We start from the raw sequence: 25,602 nt of genomic DNA, 5'->3' as shown, positions 1-25,602 counted from the left end.
GGAATCGGCATCAATTCCGCCCCTTTTTCTACAGTTCGTCGTTTTCTTCCAGGAACGTGTTCAGCATTTCTTCGATCATGTCCCATTCTTCATCGGTTTCGATCGGGCGTAATTCGCCGCCAGCCACTTTGCCGTCGTCGTCAGGGTTTTCAGTGAATGAAGAAGCCTGGATTTCAATTTCGCCTTCTTCATCTTCTTCAGCGCCTACCGGGAAGTACAAAACATAAGACTTTCCGAACTCTTCTGATTCAAATGTGAACAATACTTCGTATAATTGTTCGTTGCCGTTTTCGTCTACTACTGTAATCTGTTCTTGTCCGTGTTCCATTTGTGTCACCTCATCATTTTTTAAAGTCAAGATAGCCCTGCAAAATCATTGTGGCCGCCATCTTGTCGATCACTTTTTTCCGGTTTTTCCGGCTGACGTCCGCTGATATCAGCATTTTTTCAGCAGCCATCGTAGTAAGCCGTTCGTCCCATAACACTACCGGTATAGAATACACTTCTTCCAGCAAAGCTGCAAATCTTTCGGATGCTTCCGCCCGGGGTCCAATGGAATTGTTCATGTTTTTCGGATAGCCGACGACTATTTCCGTGACTTCGTACTGTTTGATCAATTCACCCAAACGTGCGATGCCGAAGTCTTCCTGCTGCTCGTTTATTTTGACAGTTTCGATGCCTTGCGCAGTCCAGCCGAGCGCATCGCTGATTGCGACGCCGACTGTCTTTGATCCGACATCAAGCCCCATTATGCGCATAATTATTCCTCATTATTCTTTTTGATATAAAACTTCACCAGCTCTTCCAGGATTTCATCCCGTTCAAGTTTGCGAATCATATTTCGTGCATCCTGATGGCGAGGAATATAAGCCGGATCACCTGATAATAAATACCCGACAATCTGATTGATCGGATTATAACCTTTTTCCTCCAATGCAGCATGAACTTGAAGCATCACATGCTTCACTTCCTGCTCCATCGACTCGTCTGAAGAATTGAACTTCATCGTCTTATCAAATGAACTCACGACAAGCACCTCGCTTTCGGATTTAAGTAGGAGAAATCGATCTCACTGCCTGACACTCATTATATACGATATCGCACATTTATTAAACCTATTTAACCAAGTCGTAAACAGATTCCAGCGCAGCATCCAATTTTTCAGGGTTTTTGGCTCCAGCCATCGCCATGTCCGGACGGCCGCCGCCTTTTCCTCCACATTGTTCTGCAACATGCTTGACGATCTGCCCGGCATGGTATGTGCCGCCGGCCAATTCTTTTGTCACTCCGGCCACCAGCATCACTTTGTCGCCGTCTGTGGCCCCCAGGACGATGACCGCTTTGTCGAATTTCTGCTTCAGGTCGTCCATCATCTGGCGCAATTGGTTATTGTCTTTCGCTTCCACTTTCGCGGACAGTACCTGGACATCCCCAAACTGGCGGGCATTTGATAAAATGTCGGCAGATTGCGCATTGGAAATTTTGGCCATCAACGATTCGTTTTCACGCTGCAGATTCTTCATGTCCTGTTGGAACGACTCGATTTTTTTCACGATGTCTTTTGGAGAAGATTTCAATAGCCCAGCCGCTTGTTCAAGTGTCTGTTCGCTGTCTTTCAGGCTTTGATAAGCCCCTTTGCCCGTGACCGCTTCGATCCGGCGGATGCCGGCACCGATTCCGCTTTCGGACATGATCTTGAACAAACCGATGTCCGCGGTGTTGACGACATGGACACCGCCGCATAATTCAAGTGAATAATCGCCGATTTGCACGACACGGACCACGTCTCCGTATTTTTCACCGAATAAAGCCATGGCGCCCATGTCTTTCGCTTCCTGCAAATTATGATAGCCGCTGCCAACAGCAATGCCTTCCCACACTTTTTCATTGACAATTGCTTCGATTTTTTCCAGTTCTTCTTTTGTCACTTGTCCGAAATGCGAGAAATCGAAACGCAGGCGGTCGGGACCGACATAGGATCCCGCCTGGTTGACATGCGTCCCCAGCACATCTTTCAGCGCCTGATGCAAGAGGTGGGTCGCCGTATGGTTTTTGACGGTATGGCGGCGCTCGGAAGCATCCACTTGGGCATGGACGGCCGTCTTCGTCAATTCACCGGAATCGATACGGACAGAATGAAGATTCTGGCCATTCGGCGCTTTTTTGACGTCCAGTACGGAAGCAGTTACCAAATCGTTGGATAAAGTACCCCGGTCGGCAATTTGGCCGCCGCTTTCTGCATAAAATGGCGTCTGGTCCAGAATGACCTGCACTTCTTCCCCTTCGTGGGCGCTTTCTGCCAGCTGGCCATCTTTGATGATGACGAGCACTTTGGCGTCAGCGACAGTTTGGCTGTAACCGATAAATTCACTCGGCTCTTTGATATTGCCCAGTACTTCCGACTGGATCTGCATGGAATCGACATTCTGTCTGGCGCTGCGTGCACGGTCACGCTGCTCCTGCATAGCTGTTTCAAAGCCTTCATGATCGATTTCCATTCCGGCTTCCTGCGCGTATTCTTCGGTCAGTTCGACCGGGAAGCCATACGTATCATAGAGACGGAATGCATCCTGGCCCGGCAAATGCGCCTGGCCGGCTGCTTTTTGCTGCTCAACAACTGTATTCAGGATGGCCAATCCGTCATGAAGCGTTTCATGGAAACGTTCTTCCTCCATTTTCATGACACGAACGATAAAGTCTTCTTTTTCTGCCACTTCCGGATAAAACCCTTTCATGATATCGCCCACAACGGGTACTAATTGATACATAAACGGTTTTTCGATTCCCAGTTTTTTAGCATAACGGACAGCGCGGCGCAGCAAACGGCGCAGCACATATCCACGTCCTTCGTTTGACGGCAGTCCACCGTCGCCGATGGCAAACGCCACGGTGCGGACGTGATCGGCAATGACGCGGAACGCCATGTCGGTGTCATCCTGCTCTCCGTATTTCCTGCCGGAAATTTCTTCCGTTTTACGGATGATTGGCGTAAACAGATCGGTATCGTAGTTGGTCGGCACGTCCTGCACGACTGAAGCCATCCGCTCAAGCCCCATTCCGGTATCGATGTTCTGCTTCGGAAGTGGTGTATACGTATGATCGGGATTGTGGTTGAACTGGGAAAATACCAGATTCCAAATTTCCAGATAACGTTCGTTTTCCCCGCCCGGATACAATTCAGGATCTGTCGGGTCGTTGCCATACGCTTCCCCGCGGTCATAGAAAATTTCCGAGTTCGGGCCACTTGGGCCTTCCCCGATATCCCAGAAATTCCCTTCAATGCGGATGATGCGTTCGGCCGGTACACCGACTTCATTGAGCCAGATATCATAGGCTTCTTCGTCTTCCGGATGGATGGTGACCGATAATTTTTCAGCTTCAAAGCCCATCCATCTATCATCTGTCAAAAATTCCCATGCCCAGTGAATGGCTTCTTTTTTGAAATAATCACCGATTGAGAAGTTACCCAGCATTTCAAAGAAAGTATGGTGTCTGGCTGTTTTCCCCACGTTTTCAATGTCATCTGTGCGGATCGATTTTTGGGCATTGACGATGCGCGGATTTTGCGGAATGATGCGGCCGTCAAAATACTTTTTCAATGTTGCCACGCCGCTGTTGATCCATAAAAGCGACGGATCTTCAAACGGGACGAGCGGTGCGCTCGGCTCCTGGTCATGCCCTTTTTCTTTAAAGAATTCCAGATACAATCTTCTAATGTCTTCAGCTTTCATGTTTTTCATTGATTTTTTCCTCCTCCTGCATAATAAAAAGCCCTCGCCTCTTGCTTGCGCAAGGGACGAAGGCTCAACATTCGCGGTACCACCCTAGTTACACAGGCTTTCCAGCCCATGTCTCTCGAAACGCCTTAACGCGGCTTTGACGGCAGGGATTAGCTGCACTCCGGAGTAGCTTTCCAAAACCGGTCTGCGAAGGTTCTTCCAGCCAAGGAACCTTTTTCTGGACGCGCGCGATTTTGTACTGTCTCCATCAATGTGTTGTTTATCAGTCTATCAAGAATTATAGGAAAACGAGCCGTTGATGTCAAGGAGTCTCTTCGGCCGCCAGCTTCAGGCACTCAACGATAAATGGAATGTTCCGGTCCTGGCTATGACTCCATGAAACTTTGAGGTGTGACACCTTCCATCCCGATCATCGGATGGATGGCGTGGACGTTTTCATTGGTCAGGCTCATCGGACCTTTCTGCTTTGGTGCATCTTCAGTTTTTTCTTCCGGTTCTGCTGCGGAAACAGCCAGTCGGTTTTTCAAGGTGGTCAGACGGGTCGCGTCGTCCGTCCGCTCCACGCCGTAACGGAAGACGCCGGGATCGCCGCATAAAATGAGAAAGTCCTTGCTTCGTGTGATGCCGGTATACAGCAGGTTGCGGCGCAGCATTTTCATGTAGCTCCGGACTACCGGCATGATGACTGTCGGGAATTCCGAACCCTGCGATTTATGGATCGAACAGCAATAGGCAAGCGTCAACTGATTCAGATCGCTGCGCTGGTACTCCACTTCAATGCCGTCGAACGAAGCGACGAGCAGATCCTGTTTTTCAACCGTCTCTTTCGCTTTCATAATGGCCACTATCTCGCCCATGTCGCCATTGAAAACATTGCTCTCAGGCTGGTTGACAAGCTGCAGGATTTTGTCGCCGATGCGATAGGTGATGTCACCGAAAACGAGCTCTTTGCGTGTGCCGTCCGGATTTGGGTTGACCATTTCCTGGATCAGCCGGTTCAGGGCATCGATTCCTGCAGGCCCTTTGTACATCGGCGCCAGCACCTGGATATCTTTGATCGAATGGCCTTTCGCCAATGCGCTTTTGACGACTTTTTCAACGACAGCCGGTATTTGATCGGCTCCCGCTTTGATAAACGACCGGTCCGCTGTCTTGGCAGTAATGTCTTCCGGCAATTGGCCACTTTTCATTTGATGCGCCAGTTCGATGATCGAGGAACCGGACGTCTGACGGTAAATATCGGTCAATTCAACGGTCGGCACACGTTCCGATTCCAGCAGATCCCGCAGCACCTGGCCGGGACCGACGGGCGGCAATTGATCCTGGTCGCCGACGAAAATGACTTGCGCCTCTTCCGGTACTGCTTTCAGTAATTGGTGGGCAAGCCAGGTATCGACCATCGACATTTCGTCGATGATGATCAGCTTTCCTTCAATTTCCTTCTCCGTTTCTTCTTCTTTTTCCTGACCGTTGAAACCCAGCAGACGGTGAATTGTCATGGCCGGCAATCCGGTCGATTCGCTGAGCCGTTTCGCTGCTCTGCCGGTCGGTGCCGCCAGAATGATCGGAAACGGTTCTTTTTTCTTGGCATAATCTTTCGGATCGAGCGATAAGCCATGCAGTTCCGCGTACACTTCGACAAGCCCCCGGACCACTGTGGTTTTGCCGGTTCCGGGTCCACCCGTCAAAATCATGACAGAAGAATTGATGCTGGTCTCGATCGCTTCAATCTGCGTTTCCGCATAATTGACGCCGAGTCTCTCTTCCGCTTCGCCGAGTGCTTTGCGGATTTCAGAAGCCGGGAAGCGGTCCCTGCCTTCCTGCGAGGCCAACAACGTCTCCAGCTTTGTCGCAATCCCCACTTCGGAATAGTAAAGAGACGGCAAATACAGTCGCGTTTCTTCTCCTGCCACTTTGCCTTCCTCGTTCAACTCGATGGCCGCTTTCGAAATGGCTTCCACCGGAATTTCTTCGCGCTGTCTGGCTTCCAGCATCTGTTTGACAAGCGGAATCAGGGTTTTGGCGTCGACGTAAACGTGACCGTCCGATAAGGATGCCTGATTCAGGATATGCAGAATCGACGCTTTGATGCGGTCGGGATGGCTGCCTGTAATGCCCAGCTTCGCCCCCAGTTCATCAGCGCGCTGAAAACCGATGCCTTCAATTTCTTCGATCAGCCGGAACGGGTTTTTGGTCAGGATATCAATGGTTTCTTCACGGTATTCCTGGTAAATCCGCATGCCGATTTGCGGGCCGAAGCCCCAGTCGTTCAACTGGATCATAACCCGTTCCAATCCGAGGTTCATCTGCAGTGTCGAGCGGATTGTATCTTTTTTATCGTCCGAAAGTCGCGGCACTGCATCGAGTGCTTCCGGGTCTTCCAGTATTTTTTTGATGGCGTCTTTGCCGAGCTTCTTGACGATCGTTTCGGCGGTTTTCCGGCCGATGCCGTTGAACATATCACTGGATAAATAATGGACGATGCCTTGTTCCGTTTCCGGCACTTCTTTCGTGAACGTCTCTGCCTGGAACTGAATGCCGTATTTCGGATGGTTTTTGACCGAGCCGGTAAAACGGTATTGTTCTTCCATGGACAATTGGGGAAAATAACCCGAAACGATGATTTCTTTTTCCTGGTACGAGGTGTTGGTTTGTTGGATTTTCACTTTTGCGATGGAAAACAGATTCTGGGGATTGTGGAAAATCGAGACGATCGGACGGCCCAGCACAAACTCTTTTTCTTCCTGGAATAAATCAATCTGCCCTGTCATATCCGCCGTCTCCTTTCCTATTGCAGTCGTTCGTTGATCATATGGTACACTTCGCGTGCCTGCTCATGTTCTTCGTTAATTGTAAACGCACGTTCAAGATGATGCAACGCGCGTTCCGTATCGGTTGTCGACACAGCATACAGCACACCCAAATTGTAATGGGCGTCCGCTTGCTGCGGATCGAGTTCGAGCACTTGCCGGAATTGCGGTTCTGCCAGTTCAAACAGCTCAAGAGAAGCGAGCGTGATGCCGAAGCTCAGGCGTGCCTGCACATCGGTTTCGTCAAGCTCCACCGCCCGCTGAAAATAAGGAAGCGCCAATTTCGGCTGCTCCAGCTTTTCAAAGCACTTGCCCAGCATATAATGGGCGTCTGCGCCTTCAATGCCGTTTTGAATCGCTTTTTCGTACAGCTTCAATGCCTCTTCAAAGCGTTCCGTGTTGTAATAAAGATTGGCCAGGCCGTAATAAGCGGTTGCCGAGCTGTCGTCCAGCACGAGCGCTTTCTGGAAAAACCGCTCCGCTTTTTCAGCGTCGTCCATTGCCGTCAGCACATGGCCAAAATTGATATAGCCGAGCGGATGATCCGGCTCTTCTTCGATTGCTGCTGTAAATGCCTTAAGAGCTTCCTCCATATTGCCTTGTTGAAGCTCTTTGATGCCAATTTCATTGTGATTCATCTTTGTCTCTCCCATTATCCTACATATTCGAGTCGCGAACCGTTTTTGAAAACACGGTCAATGGTTCCGCCTCCCAGGCATTCCTCGCCGTCGTAAAAGACTACGGCTTGTCCCGGTGTGATGGCACGGACCGGTTCTTTGAATGTGACGATGGCTTCATCGCCTTCAAACTCAACAGTCACGTTGACATCTTCCTGGCGGTAACGGAATTTGGCTGTGCATTCCAGTGGCCCGGTCGGCGGCGTATCGGAAGTGAAACTCAGATTCACTGCAGACAGGCTGTCGGAGTACAAAGCTTCATGATGGAAATTTTGGCCGACATATAGAATGTTTTTTTCCAGATCTTTTCCGATGACAAACCACGGATCACCCGCGCCGCCAATGCCAAGACCCTGGCGCTGTCCGATGGTGTAATACATCAGGCCGTCATGCGAGCCTTTTTTCACGCCGTCCATGGTTTCCATCGAACCGGGCTGTGCCGGCAGATACTGACCAAGGAATTCCTTGAAATTCCGTTCCCCGATAAAGCAGATACCGGTGGAATCTTTTTTCGCGGCAGTGGCCAGCCCTGCTTCCAGAGCGATTTCGCGGACCTTTTTCTTATCCATGTGGCCGATCGGGAACATCACTTTCGACAATTGCTCCTGGTTCAGCTGGTTCAGGAAATAGGTTTGGTCTTTGTTCGTGTCTTTGCCGCGCAGCATTTTGGTTTCGCCGTCTTCTGAATGCTCAACCTGTGCATAATGGCCGGTTGCCAAATAATCGGCACCCAAGCTCAGCGCGTGTTCCAGGAATGCCTTGAATTTGATTTCTTTGTTGCACATGACATCCGGGTTCGGCGTTCTGCCGGCTTTGTATTCATCGAGAAAATACGTGAATACTTTGTCCCAATACTGTTTTTCAAAATTCACGGCATAATACGGAATGCCGATTTGGTTGCATACGCGAATCACATCTTCGTAATCTTCAGTCGCTGTGCAGACGCCGTTTTCATCAGTGTCATCCCAGTTTTTCATGAAGATGCCGATGACGTCATAGCCTTGTTGTTTCAATAAATACGCGGCGACCGAGGAGTCGACTCCGCCGGACATGCCGACAACGACGCGCGTTTCATGCGGAGCTTTGTTCGTCATTTGTTATCACCTTTTCACTTCAGCGCCAGGCGCTTGCTGATTTGTGCCGTTTTGGCAGCTGCTTCTGTTACTTGTTCGTGCGTCAATCCGATGCCGAAGCTGAATCGGATCGAATTGCGGATTTGATCTGCATCTTCACCGTACATGGCGACGAGCACATGGGATGGGTCAATGGAGCCGGCTGTGCAGGCCGACCCGCTGGACGCATGGATTCCCATTAAATCGAGGTTCATCAGGAACGGCTCGATATCGATGCCGGGAATGCTGATGTTCAGTATATGCGGCAATTGCCGGGTACCGTTTTCGATAAATTCAACGCCTTCCTGTTCAAGGACAGCTTTGAATGATTGCTTGAATTCGTTGTAAAGGGCGCGCTTTTCCTCCATCGCTTCCTGGGAGATGGCGACCGCTTTTGCGAAAGCTGAAATAGCCGGAACGTTTTCCGTGCCGGCGCGGCGCTTGCGTTCCTGTTCACCGCCGTATAAAAGCGGCGCTAACGGGGTGCCTTTTCGCTGATACAAAAATCCGATGCCTTTCGGGCCATTCAGTTTATGGGCCGATACAGACAGTAAATCGACCTGTAAGGCTTCCACATCGATCGGCAGTACGCCATACGCCTGCACTGCATCTGTATGAAACGTGACTTCCGTGTCTTTCAGCAATGCACCGATTTCCGCGATCGGCTGGACCGTCCCCACTTCATTGTTGCCCAGCATAATCGTCACTAGAATTGTATCGTCACGGAGCGCATTTTTCACGTCTTCTGCTCGGACCAGTCCGTTTTCATCCACCGGCAGACGCGTAATTTCATAACCGTCACGCTCCAGTTTGTCACAGGCATGCAACACAGCATGGTGTTCGATGACAGAAGTGATGATATGTCTTCCTTCTTTTTTGGCAGCCGTCCCGAAAATCGCCAGGTTATCGGCTTCGGTTCCGCCACTCGTAAAAATGATTTCCGGATCGTCTGCATTGATGCTTCCGGATAAAACCCTTCTGGCATCATCCAACGCTTTGCGGGCTTCGCGTCCGGCGGCGTGGATGCTGGAAGGGTTTCCGAAAACGGTTCCGAGCGCTTCTGAAAAGGCCAAAGCCACTTCGGGATGCATCGGGGAAGTCGCTGCATGGTCTAAATAAATTCGGTTCATCTTTCTATCTCCTCTATATATAAAACATGTAATTGTCGCTTTCACCATTCTGGTGATGTGCCAAATCTTCAATCGTGGTCGTATCAAGTACATTTTTCACAGCATCACGGATTCGGACCCACAGTTCACGCTGTGGCTGTGCTTCGTCCTCAATTCCTTCGACCGGCTGGATCGGTCCTTCCAATACGCGGATCACATCACCCGCTGAAATTTCCCTCGGCATACGTGTCAGCATATAGCCACCATGTGCGCCGCGGACACTTTTGACCAGTCCGGAATTGCGCAGCGGTGCCACCAGCTGTTCCAAATAAGCTTCGGACAGATTATGCTCCGCAGCAATTTTGCGGAGTGGCACAGGGCCCGCTCCGTATTGTTTTCCCAATTCAATCATAATGGTTAAGCCGTAACGGCCTTTTGTCGATATTTTCAATTCCTACACCTCAAAGTCAGTTTCCAATTATTCTTCCAAACAGTATAGCATATTTGGACCCGATGGACTTGCAATGACTTTTATTTTCCGAAACGATATACTGGAAAGATCGAGTGATGGAAGGAGTTTTCTGTGTGAACAATGAACCATTGGCTTATCGGATGCGTCCGCGCACCATTGACGAAGTCGTCGGACAGCAGGATATTATCGGCCCTCAGACAGCCATCTACAAAATGATCAAGAACGGCCACGTCCCTTCCATGCTGCTTTACGGAGAGCCGGGAATCGGCAAAACGTCGATCGCCCATGCCATCGCCGGCACTTCCGGGCTGCCGTTCATCGCATTGAACGCCACCACTTCCGGAAAAAAAGATGTGGAACAAGTCGTTGCCGAATCGCGCATCACCGGCAAAGTGCTGCTGTTCCTGGATGAAATCCATCGTTTCAACAAATTGCAGCAGGATGCGCTCTTGCCGCATGTCGAAAGCGGCGCCATCGTACTGATCGGTGCCACAACGGAAAACCCGTTCCACGACGTCAATCCGGCAATCCGTTCCCGGTGCGGGGAAATCAAACAATTAAAACGGTTGCGCCATAAAGACATCGTCCAACTGCTGAATGCTGCGTTGACGGATCCGCAGCGCGGGCTTGGTCATCTGGACATTGACATTTCTCCCGCCCAAGTGGAGCGCATTGCCGAAGGGACCAACGGGGATGCCCGGAAAGCATTGACAATGCTCGAGTCGATTGTCGTCGCCTCTGATGAAAAAGACGGCAAATTCCTTGTTGATGATAGCATGATTGAACAGATGATGAAACGGATCGGTGTTTTTGGCGATAAAAAAGGAAGTCATTTCTACAACCTGCTGTCAGCACTGCAAAAATCCGTCCGTGGCAGCGATGTCAACGCCTCCCTTTATTACTTGGCGCATTTGCTTGAAAACGGAGACTTGACCGCCGTCACACGCCGCCTTCTCGTCATGGCCTATGAAGATATCGGACTGGCCAATCCGGCGGTAGGCGGCCATGTCCTTGCTGCCTGCCAGTCGGCGGACCGCCTCGGCTTGCCGGAAGCGCGCATTCCGCTGGCGCAGGCAGTGGTGGAAATGTGCTTGTCCGAAAAATCCAATTCCGCCTACAAAGCATTGGACGCTGCGATTGACGCCATCCACAAAGGAAAGACCGGTGATATTCCGCCGCATCTGCGCGATACGCATTACGCCGGAAGTGCCGAACTCGGACACGGCGGCTACCGGTACCCGCATGACACACCGATCGGCTCATTCGGCGGCTGGGTGGATCAGGAATACTTGCCGAAAGAAGTGAAGTCGGCAGAGTTCTACAAACCCATCGTCGCCGGTGAAGAAAAGAAATTCGCCGGGATTTACGAGAAGTTGAAATCATTCCGAAAAAAACCATAGAGTTGAAAGCCGTTTGCAAATTCGCAAACGGCTTTTTATTTAGTGTCTGTGTTAAATAGTGGCGTTGATATTCCGCAAAACAGCTCCGCTTGCCTGGGGGCTAGCGCTGAGCTAACTCGGGCTTAACGCCCGAGTGGATCTCACCACTTCGCTTGGTCCCCTGGGCGTCTTCGCTGTTTTGCTCCATATCTTTAGCGACTTCTCTCAGCGCCGGCGCGCCTCCGGAGCAGGCGAATGCCGACGGAGCGACGAGTGGTCTTCTCGGCCTATTGCGGGAGTCAAGGTGTGCCATACGAAGATGGCATCTCCTTTGCGACGAGCTTGCGCAGGAGCATAGTCTTTGCCCTTGTCCAAAGCGCCGAAGCATTGTATAAAGGAAACCCTTCTGTTCAATTCATATAGTAATGAAATCCTTTCTAACCCTCAGCTTATAGACATTGATCGAAGAATCCCGGCCTCTTCTTACCCCTGCCATGTCCCTATAAAAAACCGGCTCCAGTTAAGAGCCGGCTGAATGTTAATTATTGCGTACGCGGTTGATGGGAATCGATTTGGTGATGTCGTTGACGACCCAGCTGCCGCAGATCAGGCCGACGGTTGAAGGCGTGAAGGCGTTGGAAGAAGGCGGCATTTTTGCTTTGCGGATAGCCGCTTCCGGTTTGCCGACCGTTTCGACGACGTCTTCTCTTACGACAATCGGGCTTTCATCGGAAAACACCACTGGGATGCCTTTGCGGATTCCAGCATCGCGCAGTTTTTTGCGAATGATTTTAGCCAATGGATCGGTATGCGTTTTGGAAATATCCGCAATCTGGAAACGTGTCGGATCGGTTTTATTGGCCGCACCCATGCTGGAAATGATTTTGATGCCGCGCTTATAGCATTCGATCATCAAATGGACTTTGTAGATCATCGTGTCGGAAGCGTCGATGACGTAGTCGGGATTGTAGCTGAAAAATTCTTCGTATGTTTCTTCGGTATAAAACATATGCAGCGAAATGACTTCGCAGTCGGTGTTGATATCGGCGATGCGTTTTTTCATCACTTCTGCTTTCGACTGGCCAACTGTCGAGAGGTTTGCGACAAGCTGCCGGTTGACGTTGGTGATGTCGACATTGTCTTTATCAACCAGGATAATCCGGCCGACGCCACTGCGGGCAACAGACTCTGCGGCGAATGAACCGACACCGCCAACGCCAAGAATTGCCACGGTCGAATTTTTGACCATTTCCAATCCTTCTTTTCCTATTGCTAATTCGTTGCGTGAAAATTGATGTAACATGAGCTTCCTACCCTTCAAAAAAAATCTGTTCTTTACGGATTATACACATGTAAAAACCCCCCGACAAATTTGTCGGAGGGTGAAAGTTTAAAATTATAGGAATCCCAATCGTGCCGTCCTTGGCTGCGCATCGCTTTGAACCCGCTTACTAGCAGGTGGGTGACCTCTTCATCACTTATAACTTCCCGTTAAGGCATGTTAGCCATGATGAAATATGGTCTCCCTACGACAATATGTTGGGTCAAAACTGAATTGCTTTAGACGTACACATCAGGATTCTCTATTAACTGTATAATAGCATAGCTGTTTTGATTGTACAACTGTTTTACTGTGAGTCTTTTGGATTATTCTGAACACTTACCGCTAAACTCAATTCCTCAAGCTGCGCATTGGATACAGGACTCGGTGCTTCCGTCAGCAAATCGCTGGCACTGGCGGTTTTCGGGAAAGCGATGGTGTCGCGGAGGTTGGTGCGACCAGCCAACAGCATGACAAGACGGTCCAGCCCGAAAGCGATTCCGCCATGCGGAGGAGTGCCATATTCAAATGCTTCCATCAGGAAACCGAATTGCGCACGCGCTTCCTCTTCAGAAAATCCGAGGACTTTGAACATTTTTTCCTGGATATCACGGCGATAAATCCGCAGGGATCCGCCGCCCAGTTCATAGCCGTTCAATACCAGATCGTACGCCTGAGCCCGCACGTTCTCCGGCTCGCTTTCCAGTTTGTCGAGATCTTCTTCGAATGGCATCGTGAATGGATGATGGGCTGCGTAGTAGCGGCCTTCTTTGTCATCGTATTCCAACAGCGGCCAGTCCGTGATCCACAGGAATTTGTAGACCGAGTTGTCAATCAGGCCAAGTTCTTTGCCAAACTTCATACGAAGTGCGCCGAGCGTGTCTGCGACGATGGATTTTTTATCCGCCACAAACAACAGCAAATCCCCTGCTTCCGCTTCTGCGCGCTGCGTCAAGGCAGCAGCCGCTTCCCCTTCGAAAAATTTGGCAATCGGCCCTTTGACGCCGGATTCTTCCACTTTCAGCCACGCCAGCCCTTTGGCGCCATAAACAGCTGCAAATTCACCCAGCGCATCAATGTCTTTGCGCGAATAATTGCCGGCCTGTCCTTTGACGTTGATCAATTTCACTTGTCCGCCGTTTTCGATGGCTCCGGAGAACACTTTGAACGAAGAATCCTTCACCAGATCCGACACATTCACCAGTTCCAGACCAAACCGGACGTCGGGCTTATCTGAGCCATAACGGTCCATCGCTTCTGTATAGCTCATGCGCTGGAATGTCGGTTCGATGGCGATTCCTTTGACCGATTCCATCATCTGCACCATCATGCGTTCGTTCATTTCGATAATGTCTTCCATTGACTGGAAGCTCATTTCCATATCGATTTGTGTGAACTCCGGCTGGCGATCCGCACGAAGATCTTCATCGCGGAAACAGCGGGCGATTTGATAATATTTATCGAACCCGGATACCATCAGCATTTGTTTGAACAATTGAGGAGATTGCGGAAGTGCGTAAAATTCCCCTTCATGTACACGGCTCGGCACCAAATAGTCACGTGCGCCTTCGGGTGTGGATTTTGTCAGAATCGGTGTTTCCACTTCCAGGAAGCCTTCTTCATCCAAAAAGCGGCGAATGGATTTTGTGATATCCGAACGCATTTTGAATGTCTCATACATCGCCGGGCGCCGCAAATCCAGGTAGCGGTATTTCAGGCGCAGGTCTTCATTGACATCCGTTTCGTCTTCGATCAGAAACGGCGGGTTTTTTGCGGCATTGATGACCGCAGCATGGTCCACCTGCACTTCAACTTTGCCGGTTTTCATAGCCGGGTTCACTTGTCCCGGCTCTCTTCCCACGACAAGTCCGTCAATATGGACGACAAATTCGTTGCGCAACTTTTCGCCGACTTTTACCGCCTGCTCCGAAATTTCCGGATTGAACACCACTTGCACGATGCCGGAACGGTCCCGGACATCGACGAAGATCAATCCGCCGAGGTCGCGTCGTTTCTGGACCCAGCCTTTGAGTGATACACGCTGTCCGATTGCTGTTTCATTCACTTCTCCACAATAATGCGTTCTCGACATGATTATTCCTCCAATGATTTCTTTGTCTGAATAGTTTCAGCGATTTCTTCGAATGAAACCTGTTGCTGTTCACCCGTTGCCATTTCTTTGATTGCCACGCGGCCGCTTTCCATTTCGGATTCTCCGATGACAATGACGTACGCCGCTTTTTTCCGGTCTGCCGACTTCATCTGTGCTTTCAGCTTGCGGCCTGCAAAGTCCATATCCGCTGATATGCCGTTGCTGCGCAAATCCTTGACGACGCTGAATGCTTTTTTCTTGGTCGATTGATCCATCGCCACGACGTACACTTCCAGATTCTGCGATTGGCCGATTTCCACTTTTTCCATTTCCAATGCCAGCAGCAGACGCTCGATGCTCATCGCAAATCCGATGCCCGGCGATTCCGGTCCGCCGAGGTCTTCCACCAGCCCGTTGTAGCGGCCGCCACCCGCCAATGTGGTGATGGCACCGAAACCTTCTGCGTCACTCATGATTTCAAATGCCGTGTGGTTGTAATAATCCAGGCCGCGTACCAGGTTCGGATCGACCACATAATCGATTCCGAGCTCTTCCAGGTAGCCTTTGACTTCTTCAAAATATTGTCTGGATTCCTCGTTCAGGTAATCGCTGAGTGACGGTGCTGTTTCCATCAATGGATGGTCCCGGTCCACTTTGCAGTCCAGGATGCGCAATGGATTTTTGGTCAGTCGCGTCTGGCAGTCACTGCAGAACTCCTCAATGCGCGGCTCGAAATGTTCGATCAACGCCTGTTTATGGGCGATGCGGCTTTCCGTATCCCCCAGTGAATTGAGGACGAGGCGCAAACGCTTCAAACCGACCGATCGATACACTTCCATCGCCAAAGAAATGACTTCTGCGTCAATTGCCGGATCTTTGGAGCCGATTGCTTCAATGCCAAACTGGACAAACTGGCGCATGCGGCCTGCCTGCGGTCGCTCATAACGGAACATTGGGCCGAAATACGACAGTTTGACCGGCTGATCCGGAAGGCCGAATAATTTATTTTCCACATAAGAACGGACAACCGATGCCGTCCCTTCCGGCCGCAGTGTCAAGCTGCGCTCGCCACGGTCCTGGAAGGTGTACATTTCTTTTTGGACGATATCGGTCGTATCCCCGACGCCGCGCTGGAACAATTCCGTATGCTCAAAAATCGGCGTCCGGATTTCCTTGTATTGATACAGCCTGCATAGCTCATTGATTTTTTGTTCCACTTCCTGCCATTTGGCGGATTGGTCCGGCAGCACATCATACGTGCCGCGTGGTGCTTGAATATTCATCTGTTTCACTCCTCTTTTTTCCATACAAAAAGCTCCCGCCCCTTGCTGTGCGCAAGGGACGAGAGCTGTATCAGCTTCCGCGGTTCCACCCTAGTTGATGCCGGAAAAAGGGCATCCTCTCATTCCGGATAACGGCCGGTTCCGTCTTTTCCTAATAAAACCTGTCTGTTCGTTCAGAAAAAAGCCTCTGAAGTGTTTTTCGTCGCATATTTCTGCAGGAAAGTTTTCAGCCCCGGACTTTCCCTCTCTTTTCAGCCAATCATGCAATTACTTTCTTCGTCATCAGCAAAATATATAAATATAATAATGTTAATCTTAATAATTCGCTATTGCATTGTCAACCTTTTTTGACAAATGGCCGGCTTTTTTCCATAATACAAAGTAGAGAGAAATGGGGTGCTGTATGGGGAAAAAATGGTTGATTGCATTTATTTTATTTTTATTCATCGCAGCCGGCAGCATGCCGCTGACGGATGCCGATAAAGCCGGAGCCAATAACGGCGAACTCGAAGTCCATGCCGAAACGGTCAATGTCCGGACAGGGCCTGGACTTTCCTACAGTGTTTCGGATTCATTGGAACAGGGCGAGAAAATGACTGTTCTGTCACGGAACGGCGAATGGGTGGAAGTCGATTTTGGCAGTGGCACAGGATGGGTGGCTTCCTGGCTCGTATCGGAAGTTGCGGCGGATACAGGCGACCGCATTGCCGTCTCCTCCACTGATCACTTGAACGTCCGCGCACAGCCTGAGTTATCGGCGGCTGTGCTGACACAGATGAACGCCGGCGATCAGGCGCAGGTGCTTCGTGACACAGGCGACTGGACAGAAATTGAATTCCGTTCGGTGCGCGGCTTCGTTTCCACACAGTACATAACCGTATCACAGGAGACAGAACAAAATTCCGCCAAAGAGCCGATTGGCATCTCTTCGTTTACAGTCGCTGTCGACGCATTGAAAGTGCGGGCGCAGCAGGATTTGAATTCATCGATCCAAGCAACTGTCCAAAAAGGCGAAGCGTACCCCGTGGAATCGGTGGAAGGCAACTGGGTCCAGATTCAGTTATCAGAAGAGGAAACCGGATGGGTCTATGCCTTCCATGGTCATTTATCAAACCAAAGCGCCAAAACGGCGTCCACTGACGATGTTGGAACCGTCACGGTCCTGACAAACGGCACAAATTTACGGTCTGAACCGTCCACTGCTTCCGAAGTTGTCAGCCGCGCCGATGCCGGCGACCAATTGGCCGTTTCAGCCGAAAAGGATGATTGGTACGAAGTCACGTTGCCGAACGGCGAAAAAGCTTTTGTCGCATCCTGGGTCGTTACTGCCGGCGAAGCTGAAGCTGCGGAGGTTCAAAAATCCGAGCAGCAGCCGGACCGGAAAAAAGGAACTTTAAACGGTGTCAGCATTGTGCTTGATCCGGGACATGGCGGAAATGACGGTGGCACAGTCGGCGTCCGGGAAACGGTCGAAAAAGATCTGACGCTGAAAACGGCAGAAATTCTTGCCCACCACTTGCGCTCTGCAGGTGCGGAGGTCACTTTGACCCGTGAATCGGATATGTATGTCGATCTTCGGAAACGCGTATCGACCGGCCACCAGGTGGCGGCGGATGCATTTATCAGCATCCATTACGATGCCACCGATGACAGCACGATTCACGGCTTTACGTCCTATTACCTTCACGATTACCAGGAACCGCTTGCCAATTATGTCAACGAAGGGCTGGCCAGCAAAATCTCCCTGCACGACCGTGGCGTCCAGCCCGGCAATTACCTTGTGCTGCGTGACAACCGTCAGGCTGCAGTTCTTGTCGAACTCGGGTTCCTGAGCAATTACAACGAAGAGCGCATCCTCACCACCAGCCAGTTCCGCGACCAGGCGGCTCTCGGCCTGTATACAGGGATCATCAATTATTTTGACGCACAATTGGAACAATGAACTAAAGCTGCCAGGCGGGACAAAATTCCCGCCGGCAGCTTTTTTCGTTCAATGGATGCATCGAAACAGACGCGGATTTGAGATGAAAATCGCATACTGCAAATAAACCTCTATATTCTGCAAACAATCGGCCTTTTTCTGCAAACAACTTAATTATTCTGCAAATAAAACCTCTTATTCTGCAAACAATCCCTCGTTTTCCGCAAGCAAATCCCGCCGCACATAAAAAAAGCGATGCGGAAAACTTCTCCGCATCGCTTTTTGCTATTTCGACTCCACCACAATCGTCACCGGTCCGTCATTGACGAGTGATACGTCCATCATGGCGCCGAACACGCCTTCTTCCACAGGCAAGCCGTGTCCGCGCAACGCTTCGTTAAAGCGATGCCACAGTGGTTCAGCGATTTCAGGACGGGCAGCGGCGACAAAACTTGGACGGCGCCCTTTTTTGGTGTCGCCGTACAGCGTGAATTGGGAAATCGATAAAATTTCCCCGCCGTTTTCCAGGATGGAACGGTTCATCTTGCCTTCTTCGTCTTCGAACAGGCGAAGCTGGGCGATTTTTCCCGCCAGATAGGCGGCGTCTTTTTCAGTATCTTCATGTGTCACGCCGACGAGCAGCACATAGCCCGAATCGATGGACCCGGTCACTTCGCCGTCGACGGTCACTGAAGCTTTCTTGGAACGCTGCAGAACTACTTTCATAATTCCTCCTTAATTGGTCACACGTGATACGGAATAGACATCCGGCAATTGCTTAATCCGATCGACTACGCGATTGAGATGTGAAATATGCGGTATCATGATCGATAAGTTGATGGTGGCGATTTTATTGTCATCGGCGCGTCCGTTGACGGCAATGATCGTCGTTTTCGTTTCGCTGACCATGTGCATCACTTCGTTGATCAGGCCGGTGCGGTCATAAGCCTGCACTTCAATGTCAATCTGGTAATCCTTGTTTTCCGGCACGCCGGCGTTTTCCCATTCAACAGGAATGAGCCGGTCCGCTTCGATGGTCTGGATATTCGGACAGTCTGAACGGTGCACCGAAACACCGCGTCCTTTTGTAATAAAGCCCAGAATGGAATCTCCCGGCACCGGATTGCAGCAGCGCGATAAACGGATCATCATATTATCGATTCCACGGACGATGACGCCGGATTCGGTCTGCTTTCTTGGCTGGTTGGATTTCATCTCGACACGGATTTTTTCAATGGCTTCTTCCTGTTCGCGTTGCTTGCGCATCTTTTCCGCCAGCCGGTTGACGACCTGCTGGGCCGTGATGCCGTTGAAACCGACGGCCGCGTACATATCATCTTCTCCGGCGAAATTGTATTTCTCACAGACACGCTTGATGTTGTCGTTCGTCAGGACGTCTTTCACCGGGAATTCCTGTGATTTGATCTCTTTTTCGACCATGTCTTTCCCTTTTTGGACATTGTCTTCACGCAATTGCTTCTTGAAAAACTGCTTGATCTTGTTTTTTGCCTGTGTCGATTTGGCGATCTTCAGCCAGTCTCGGCTGGGCCCGAACGACTGCTTCGACGTCAGGATTTCCACAATATCACCGGTATGGAGTTCGGTATCGAGCGGCACCATTTTGCCGTTGACTTTGGCACCGATGGTTTTATTGCCGATTTCGGAGTGGACACGGTACGCGAAATCGATCGGACAGGAGCCAGCAGGCATTTCGATGACATCGCCTTTTGGCGAGAACACATAGACCATGTCGGAAAATAAATCGAATTTCAGCGATTCCATGAATTCTTCCGCGTCGTTCGCTTCGTTCTGGAAATCGAGGATTTCGCGGAACCACGACAAGCGGGAGTCGACGGAGCTTTTCGGCACGTCGGCTTTCTTGCCTTCTTTATACGCCCAGTGTGCGGCTACCCCATATTCCGCAATGCGGTGCATTTCTTCTGTGCGGATCTGCACTTCAAGCGGATCACCCTGCGGTCCGATCACGGTCGTATGAAGCGATTGATATAGATTCTGCTTCGGCATGGCGATGTAATCCTTGAAACGGCCGGGCATCGGCTTCCATGTCGAATGGATGATGCCGAGCACAGCATAACAGTCTTTTATGCTTTCCACGGTCACGCGGACCGCTAAAAGGTCATAGATTTCGTTGAACTGCTTGTTTTGGACCGCCATTTTCTTGTAGATGCTGTAAATGTGCTTGGGCCGGCCGAACAGCTCCGCTTTGATGTCAACGTCTTTCAGCTGTTTGCGGATTTCATCCATGACATCGTTCAAATAATCTTCCCGCTCCGTCCGCTTCTTCTTCATGAGATTGACGATGCGGTAATATTGCTGCGGGTTCAAATAACGGAGCGCGGTGTCTTCGAGCTCCCATTTAATCGTATTGATCCCAAGCCGGTGGGCAATCGGCGCAAAAATTTCCAGGGTTTCATTCGCTTTGATGCGCTGCTTTTCCACCGACTGGTATTTCAGTGTCCGCAGGTTGTGCAGACGGTCAGCCAGTTTGATCAAAATGACGCGGATATCCTGGGCCATGGCGACAAACATTTTGCGGTGGTTTTCCGCCTGCTGTTCTTCTTTCGACATGTACTTGATCTTGCTCAGTTTCGTCACACCATCGACGAGCAGGGCCACTTCCTCGTCAAAGTCACGGACAATGTCTTCCCTGCTGACGTCCGTATCCTCGACAACGTCATGCAAAAATCCCGCGGCTACGGTCGCGGGATCCATTTGAAGTTCAGCCAGAATCCCGGCCACTTGCACAGGGTGGAGAATGTACGGTTCCCCTGATTTGCGGAATTGTCCCATGTGCGCATCGTACGCCACCTGGTACGCTTTCTTGATCGTTTCCACATGATCGGCATTCATATAAGACGCTACCATGTCAAATACGTCTTCTGCTGTTCTTACTTGATCTTTCGCCATAATTGCCCACCTTGCTTTTCATTTTTCTGAAAGTATATCTTATTATTATAAAAAACTATCAAGATAAAAGCAAAGTATCTTATTTGGCCAGCTTATCTTTGAGCGAATGAAACAAATATTTGTGAAATTTTTGTGTGCTGCAGCTTTTGAAAGTTTGGTTATTTGCAGTGAAATTTATTTTCGTTTCTCTGACTTCATTCGCATTCCGCACCTCAGCCCCTGGAACTTCTTTCCTGCCGGACCGCTTCGACCACCGTGCGCCGGTTGCCTTTTCCGACTGCCACCACTTTTTCTGCTGATTGGATGCTGTGGATATTCCGCACCTGAACATCAGCGGCCCCTTGTCTGCCGCCGGCGATCGAAATATCGCTCGAGGCAGTCTTGAAACCGGTGACGGCGCCATTCGCCAGCACGACGCGCCGTGCCTTGAACTGGACGGCGGCTGCCGGATTATCCCGGTAATCATACTGTTTGTCGCCGACGAACAAAAACCGGTTGACCACCACGTTGCGGTAAGCTGAAACGACCAGCGCGCGCGGAGTGGATTGCCTGTAAAGCTCCGTGAACACCGGCGCGATGGACACCAGACGCTGCGCCAGGATGTTGTAGGCCGAGACCGACTGCGGATCTCCTGCCCGGTGATGTCCGATGTGCCGGAAGTTATACGACCGGTTGTCGTTGACCGACAGATGGCCGGAAATGAAGACGCCGGTCGCTGCCGAGGATTCCGCATGAGCTTTGATTTCCACGCCGCCAAAGCAGCGCGCCGTCGAATTGTTCACAAGCCACACAAAACGGGAACCATCATCAATTTCGATGCCGTTCGAATTGGAAAAACCCCGTTTATGCGAACGGCCGCTGGGGTCACAGAAAAAAGAATTGGAAATGAAAATATAATCGCTGTGATGCGTCGTTATGCCGTCATCGCCAAACCCGTGCCCTGTTGTTTCATCCAGCCAGACATACCGGCTGCCGCTTCGCGCCCGTCTGCCATCCCCTCCGTAATTGTAATAAGGCGATGTAATATCGAAGCAATGAAGCCCCGGATTCGCTGCCTCCACTTTTTTGACCCAGCCGAATGTCACATTGGCATAAGTCAAACAGCTGGAATAAGTGCCGCCCGTTGCAGTCTTCCGAACTTTCCCAAGCCGCTCCACATTCCAGTCCAAGCTGAGATTCTCAACCGAAATATGGTGATTTCCTTTGGCATGGTCGAGATTGGTGACAAGCCGCTGCCGTTTGGCTGCCTGATCATGAAGCTTCAGGACTGACACACCTTTCCCTGCACCGGCCAGACGAGTCCACGAAGGCAAACGGATCCCTTTCACCACATAGACGCCAGGCGGAATGAAAACCGTGACATTCCCTGTTCCGATGGCCCGCTCAAAAGCAGTTGTACAATCCATTAAGCCATCGCCGATTGCGCCAAAGTCCTTAACGTTAACAATGCGTCCTGCTGCTTTTTCCAGTTTTTCATACTGTCTGTCGAGCCCTGGCTTCCAGTCCGGAACCACTTGCCTGTTTTCGATGAACTCCCTGTATTGATGGTCGTCATAAATTGAATACGGCTTTGAAAAAATCGACCACATCCATTCAGAAGCCGTTTTCCGCCGTGATTTCGGCTGCTCTTTCGGCAACTGTTTAATGCCTTCGAACAACCGCCGTGTTTCCATTGTTATGTCAGCAAGAGGCAACGGATCGTTTAAAACAGCTGCCAGCAGCGCCTCATTTGTGGCCGGATTGTGCGTTTTCTCCAATTTCATCTGTTATCACCCCGTTTATTTCCATACCCCGCAGCCAATAAAAAAAATCCTTCTGCCCGATAAGGCAGAAGGAAAATGGATCCATTAATATTGAAGCAATGTATTGACGTCATAGCCTTCCAGGTGACGGCGTCCGTCAAGATACGTCAATTCGATCAGAAAAGCACAGCCGACCACGATGCCGCCGAGCTGCTCGACCAAATTGATGGTGGCCCCGATTGTGCCTCCTGTCGCCAGCAAATCATCGGTGATCAGCACACGCTGTCCCGGTTTGATGGCGTCTTTGTGCATGGTCAGCACGTCTTTGCCGTATTCCAGACCATATTCTGCACGAATCACTTCGCGCGGCAATTTGCCTTCTTTCCGGACTGGGGCAAAGCCGATTTCCAGCGCATAAGCGACCGGACAGCCGATGATGAAGCCGCGTGCTTCCGGACCCACAATAATTTCTGCGTTGACTTGTTTGGCATATTCCACAATTTGGTCGGTCGCATATTTATAAGCAGTGCCGTTGTCCATCAACGATGTGATGTCTTTGAAGCGGATGCCGGGTTTCGGCCAATCTTCTACAATTGTTACGTATTGCTTTAAATCCATAATTCTTCCTCCTTGGCCGACACTCGCGCATCGAACCACTGTTTTAAGTCTTTATAAGATGCATATAATAATTTCTGCTCGAGCGCGATCTGCTGTTCCCGCTTTTTATACGTCGGTGCTTCAGTCAAATCCCGTTTGCTCGGAGACTGTGCAATCTCGGTAAGGCCATTGTTAAGTGTAACAAAACCGAGTTCAAAAAACACCTGAAGCATAAAAAATAATGAGTCCCTGCTCCAGCCTTTGTGCTTCGCCAGCTCATCACAATGCTTCTTGAAATCAAAGCTGCCGCGCTTTTTGATGAAAGCGAACAGCCATTTGAACTGGTCACGTGTCGGGATCTGTTCGAAATAATGGGAGTCTTTGGCATAGAAATGCGCGTAGATCCGCTGCGGTTTAATCTCCCCCAACACCGATGACAGCTGCTCCTCGGAATCCGGCAAATCGAGCAGTACCAGGTGATGTTTCGGCTCTTCCAATTTCGCCACATTGTCCACCAGGCAAATCGGTGCGTTGACCAGTGACTGAAACACCGCTACCGTTTCAGGACGGAATGCCAGAAACAGCCGGTTTTTCTCCGGAATGAGTTTCACCCAGCGGGACACTTGGCGGATTCCACGAATATCAAACAATTGCCATTCGTCCGTGCGGATATCTTCGATGAGCAATTGCGGTTTTTTGCGGCCATTCCATTCATTGACCTGCAAGTCGCCGATGACGTCCAGTTTTACTTCCGGTGTCAATTCATCGCCGATCGAGCCGATGCCGAAGCCGACCGCATCCAACAGCGCATCGTTTTGTGTCAATTCCATTTTCAAGTGGTTTTGCGAAGCTCCAATTTTGCGCACCGACGCTACTTTGACTTCTTCCAGAAAGAATTTCGGTTTGGCAAAGCCCATGCCGAACGGCGCCAGCCTGCGCATCGATTCGATCGTTTCGATATCGATTTCCTCCAGACGGACCGGAATGTCGATATCCACCACCGGCAGCAGGTCTTCCGCTGACAGGCTTTCCTGCGCCTGCTCATTCAGCCGTTTGCGCAGCTCATCAACATCGCCCAGCGCTAATGTCATCCCCGCCGCCATTGGATGGCCGCCGAAATGAGGCAGTATGTCACGGTTTTTCGCCAATTCGTTGTACAGATGGAAACCTTCGATGCTGCGCGCCGACCCTTTTGCCGTCCCTTTTTCGGGATCCAGTGACAGCACGATGGACGGCCGGTAAAATTGCTCCGTCAATTTGGAGGCCACAATGCCGACTACGCCCGGGTTCCAGCCTTCCTGCGCCACTACGATGACATGCGGCGGCTCTTCGGGATAACGCTGTTCCACCTGCTGGACGGCCTGGTCCGTGATTTGTTTGACGATCGCCTGCCGTTCTTTATTCAACTCATCAAGCCCTTTGGCAAGTTCACGCGCAGTTGCCGGATCTTCCGTCAAAAACATCAGCACGGCCGGGTCTGCATCCTGCAGGCGGCCGATGGCGTTGATGCGCGGTCCGAATTGAAAGCCGATGGTCTCTTCCGTGATGTCACGCTGAGCGGTGCCGGATACTTCACTGAGCGCTTCGATCGCCGGCCGCGGGGAATCCTTCAATGCCAGCAGGCCTTCTTTCACAAAATAGCGATTTTCACCGTGCAGCGGCACCAAATCGGCAATGGTGCCGATTGCGACGAGCTCCATCAAATGATCGGGAATTTCTTCATATAAGGCGTGCGCCATTTTAAACGCCACACCGACCCCGGCCAGTTCACCGAACGGGTAATCGCCTTCCGGATGGCGCGGGTGCACCACTGCCAGAGCATCCGGCAGCTTCTCGCCGATGTCGTGGTGATCGCTGATGATGACGTCCATGCCCAGTTCGTTGGCGAACTGCACCTGCTCGATGCCCGAGATGCCATTGTCAACGGTGACAATCAGGCTGACACCTTCCTCGTGTGCCTGCTGGAACAACTCTTTATTGGGTCCATAACCATGCTGGAAACGGTTCGGGATTTTAAATGCGGCGTCCGCTCCAAGATCCTGAAGCACGGTCACCATAACAGTGGTACTGGTCACTCCGTCTGCATCATAATCTCCGTAGACAAGGATTTTCTCTCCTGCCTCAATGGCCAGGCGTATGCGTTTGACCGCTTTGTCCATATCTTTCATCAAATACGGATTATGTATGCCGCTGACGTCCATATCCATGAAAGACCGCGCCTGTTGTACTGTGGTGATGCCGCGTGTCACTAATATTTTCGCCAGGACGGACGAAATGGAAAGTTCCTGTTGGATGGTTTCTACAAGTCGTGGTTCGGGCGCTGTCAGACGCCACCTTTTTTTCGATTCGATCATTGCATTCACTTCCTCACTTGCTCATTATACATAAATTTTTGGCAGACAAAAACCTTTCAGCCAAT

The 25,602-nt window shown here is 50.7% G+C and carries 19 protein-coding genes, 1 other RNA gene and 2 other annotated features; of the genes, 2 read left to right on the top strand and 18 right to left on the bottom strand.

Annotation, left to right across the window (positions count from 1 at the left end):
- Positions 1-28: 28 nt before the first annotated feature.
- The 9 genes from EEX84_RS01110 to cymR form a co-directional block, all read right to left on the bottom strand.
- Entirely contained in the window at positions 29-328 is a 300-nt protein-coding gene (locus tag EEX84_RS01110) for a DUF1292 domain-containing protein (RefSeq protein WP_123163731.1), read from the bottom strand.
- 13 nt (positions 329-341) lie between these two features.
- Complete coding sequence (gene ruvX / locus EEX84_RS01105) at positions 342-758, bottom strand: Holliday junction resolvase RuvX (RefSeq protein ID WP_123163730.1); 417 nt, start codon at positions 756-758, stop codon at positions 342-344.
- Between the two features lie 2 nt (positions 759-760).
- Positions 761-1,027 carry an IreB family regulatory phosphoprotein gene (locus tag EEX84_RS01100; protein WP_123163729.1) on the bottom strand — a complete coding sequence of 89 codons (267 nt, stop codon included), beginning with the start codon at positions 1,025-1,027 and terminating at the stop codon, positions 761-763.
- An 88-nt stretch (positions 1,028-1,115) separates the two neighbouring features.
- Complete coding sequence (gene alaS / locus EEX84_RS01095) at positions 1,116-3,740, bottom strand: alanine--tRNA ligase (RefSeq protein ID WP_123163728.1); 2,625 nt, start codon at positions 3,738-3,740, stop codon at positions 1,116-1,118.
- A gap of 49 nt (positions 3,741-3,789) precedes the next feature.
- Positions 3,790-4,000: a binding site (T-box leader), on the bottom strand.
- 105 nt (positions 4,001-4,105) lie between these two features.
- Positions 4,106-6,511: an SF1B family DNA helicase RecD2 gene (gene recD2, locus EEX84_RS01090; protein WP_123163727.1), complete on the bottom strand. Its 2,406-nt coding sequence runs from the start codon at positions 6,509-6,511 to the stop codon at positions 4,106-4,108.
- A 17-nt stretch (positions 6,512-6,528) separates the two neighbouring features.
- Entirely contained in the window at positions 6,529-7,188 is a 660-nt protein-coding gene (locus tag EEX84_RS01085) for a tetratricopeptide repeat protein (RefSeq protein ID WP_192892893.1), read from the bottom strand.
- Between the two features lie 14 nt (positions 7,189-7,202).
- Entirely contained in the window at positions 7,203-8,321 is a 1,119-nt protein-coding gene (gene mnmA / locus EEX84_RS01080; RefSeq protein WP_123163725.1) for a tRNA 2-thiouridine(34) synthase MnmA, read from the bottom strand.
- A gap of 14 nt (positions 8,322-8,335) precedes the next feature.
- Positions 8,336-9,469 carry a cysteine desulfurase family protein gene (locus tag EEX84_RS01075; protein WP_123163724.1) on the bottom strand — a complete coding sequence of 378 codons (1,134 nt, stop codon included), beginning with the start codon at positions 9,467-9,469 and terminating at the stop codon, positions 8,336-8,338.
- Positions 9,470-9,482: 13 nt separating this feature from the next.
- On the bottom strand, positions 9,483-9,899 hold the full coding sequence (cymR, locus tag EEX84_RS01070) for a cysteine metabolism transcriptional regulator CymR (RefSeq protein WP_123163723.1): 417 nt from the start codon (positions 9,897-9,899) through the stop codon (positions 9,483-9,485).
- Between the two features lie 134 nt (positions 9,900-10,033).
- Between cymR and EEX84_RS01065 the strand changes: the two genes are divergently transcribed.
- On the top strand, positions 10,034-11,320 hold the full coding sequence (locus EEX84_RS01065; RefSeq protein WP_123163722.1) for a replication-associated recombination protein A: 1,287 nt from the start codon (positions 10,034-10,036) through the stop codon (positions 11,318-11,320).
- 517 nt (positions 11,321-11,837) lie between these two features.
- On the opposite strand, the gene EEX84_RS01055 is transcribed toward EEX84_RS01065, so the two are convergent.
- The 4 genes from EEX84_RS01055 to hisS form a co-directional block, all read right to left on the bottom strand.
- Complete coding sequence (locus tag EEX84_RS01055) at positions 11,838-12,602, bottom strand: tRNA threonylcarbamoyladenosine dehydratase (protein ID WP_123163720.1); 765 nt, start codon at positions 12,600-12,602, stop codon at positions 11,838-11,840.
- A gap of 97 nt (positions 12,603-12,699) precedes the next feature.
- A non-coding RNA gene (gene ssrS / locus EEX84_RS01050) (6S RNA) lies at positions 12,700-12,882 on the bottom strand.
- 45 nt (positions 12,883-12,927) lie between these two features.
- On the bottom strand, positions 12,928-14,712 hold the full coding sequence (gene aspS, locus EEX84_RS01045; RefSeq protein ID WP_123163719.1) for an aspartate--tRNA ligase: 1,785 nt from the start codon (positions 14,710-14,712) through the stop codon (positions 12,928-12,930).
- Between the two features lie 2 nt (positions 14,713-14,714).
- Entirely contained in the window at positions 14,715-15,995 is a 1,281-nt protein-coding gene (gene hisS / locus EEX84_RS01040) for a histidine--tRNA ligase (protein ID WP_123164028.1), read from the bottom strand.
- A 51-nt stretch (positions 15,996-16,046) separates the two neighbouring features.
- Positions 16,047-16,287: a binding site (T-box leader), on the bottom strand.
- A 111-nt stretch (positions 16,288-16,398) separates the two neighbouring features.
- On the opposite strand from hisS, the gene EEX84_RS01035 reads away from it, so the two are divergent.
- On the top strand, positions 16,399-17,937 hold the full coding sequence (locus EEX84_RS01035; RefSeq protein ID WP_123163718.1) for an N-acetylmuramoyl-L-alanine amidase family protein: 1,539 nt from the start codon (positions 16,399-16,401) through the stop codon (positions 17,935-17,937).
- A gap of 264 nt (positions 17,938-18,201) precedes the next feature.
- On the opposite strand, the gene dtd is transcribed toward EEX84_RS01035, so the two are convergent.
- The 5 genes from dtd to recJ all read right to left on the bottom strand — a co-directional run bounded on the left by dtd (position 18,202) and on the right by recJ (position 25,537).
- Entirely contained in the window at positions 18,202-18,642 is a 441-nt protein-coding gene (dtd, locus tag EEX84_RS01030) for a D-aminoacyl-tRNA deacylase (protein WP_123163717.1), read from the bottom strand.
- 9 nt (positions 18,643-18,651) lie between these two features.
- Positions 18,652-20,844 (bottom strand): RelA/SpoT family protein, encoded by a 2,193-nt coding sequence (locus EEX84_RS01025; RefSeq protein WP_123163716.1) that lies wholly within the window; start codon positions 20,842-20,844, stop codon positions 18,652-18,654.
- 212 nt (positions 20,845-21,056) lie between these two features.
- Positions 21,057-22,607 carry a glycoside hydrolase family 55 protein gene (locus tag EEX84_RS01020; RefSeq protein ID WP_123163715.1) on the bottom strand — a complete coding sequence of 517 codons (1,551 nt, stop codon included), beginning with the start codon at positions 22,605-22,607 and terminating at the stop codon, positions 21,057-21,059.
- Between the two features lie 84 nt (positions 22,608-22,691).
- Positions 22,692-23,204, bottom strand: coding sequence for an adenine phosphoribosyltransferase (locus EEX84_RS01015; protein ID WP_123163714.1), 513 nt, complete (start codon positions 23,202-23,204; stop codon positions 22,692-22,694).
- Positions 23,195-25,537, bottom strand: coding sequence for a single-stranded-DNA-specific exonuclease RecJ (recJ, locus tag EEX84_RS01010; RefSeq protein ID WP_123163713.1), 2,343 nt, complete (start codon positions 25,535-25,537; stop codon positions 23,195-23,197). Before recJ ends, EEX84_RS01015 begins: the two co-directional genes overlap by 10 nt.
- Positions 25,538-25,602 lie beyond the last annotated feature (65 nt).

It is taken from the genome of Planococcus salinus, from assembly GCF_003719725.1.
GTDB lineage: Bacteria > Bacillota > Bacilli > Bacillales_A > Planococcaceae > Planococcus > Planococcus salinus.
This window is presented reverse-complemented; position numbering and strand designations above follow the sequence as displayed.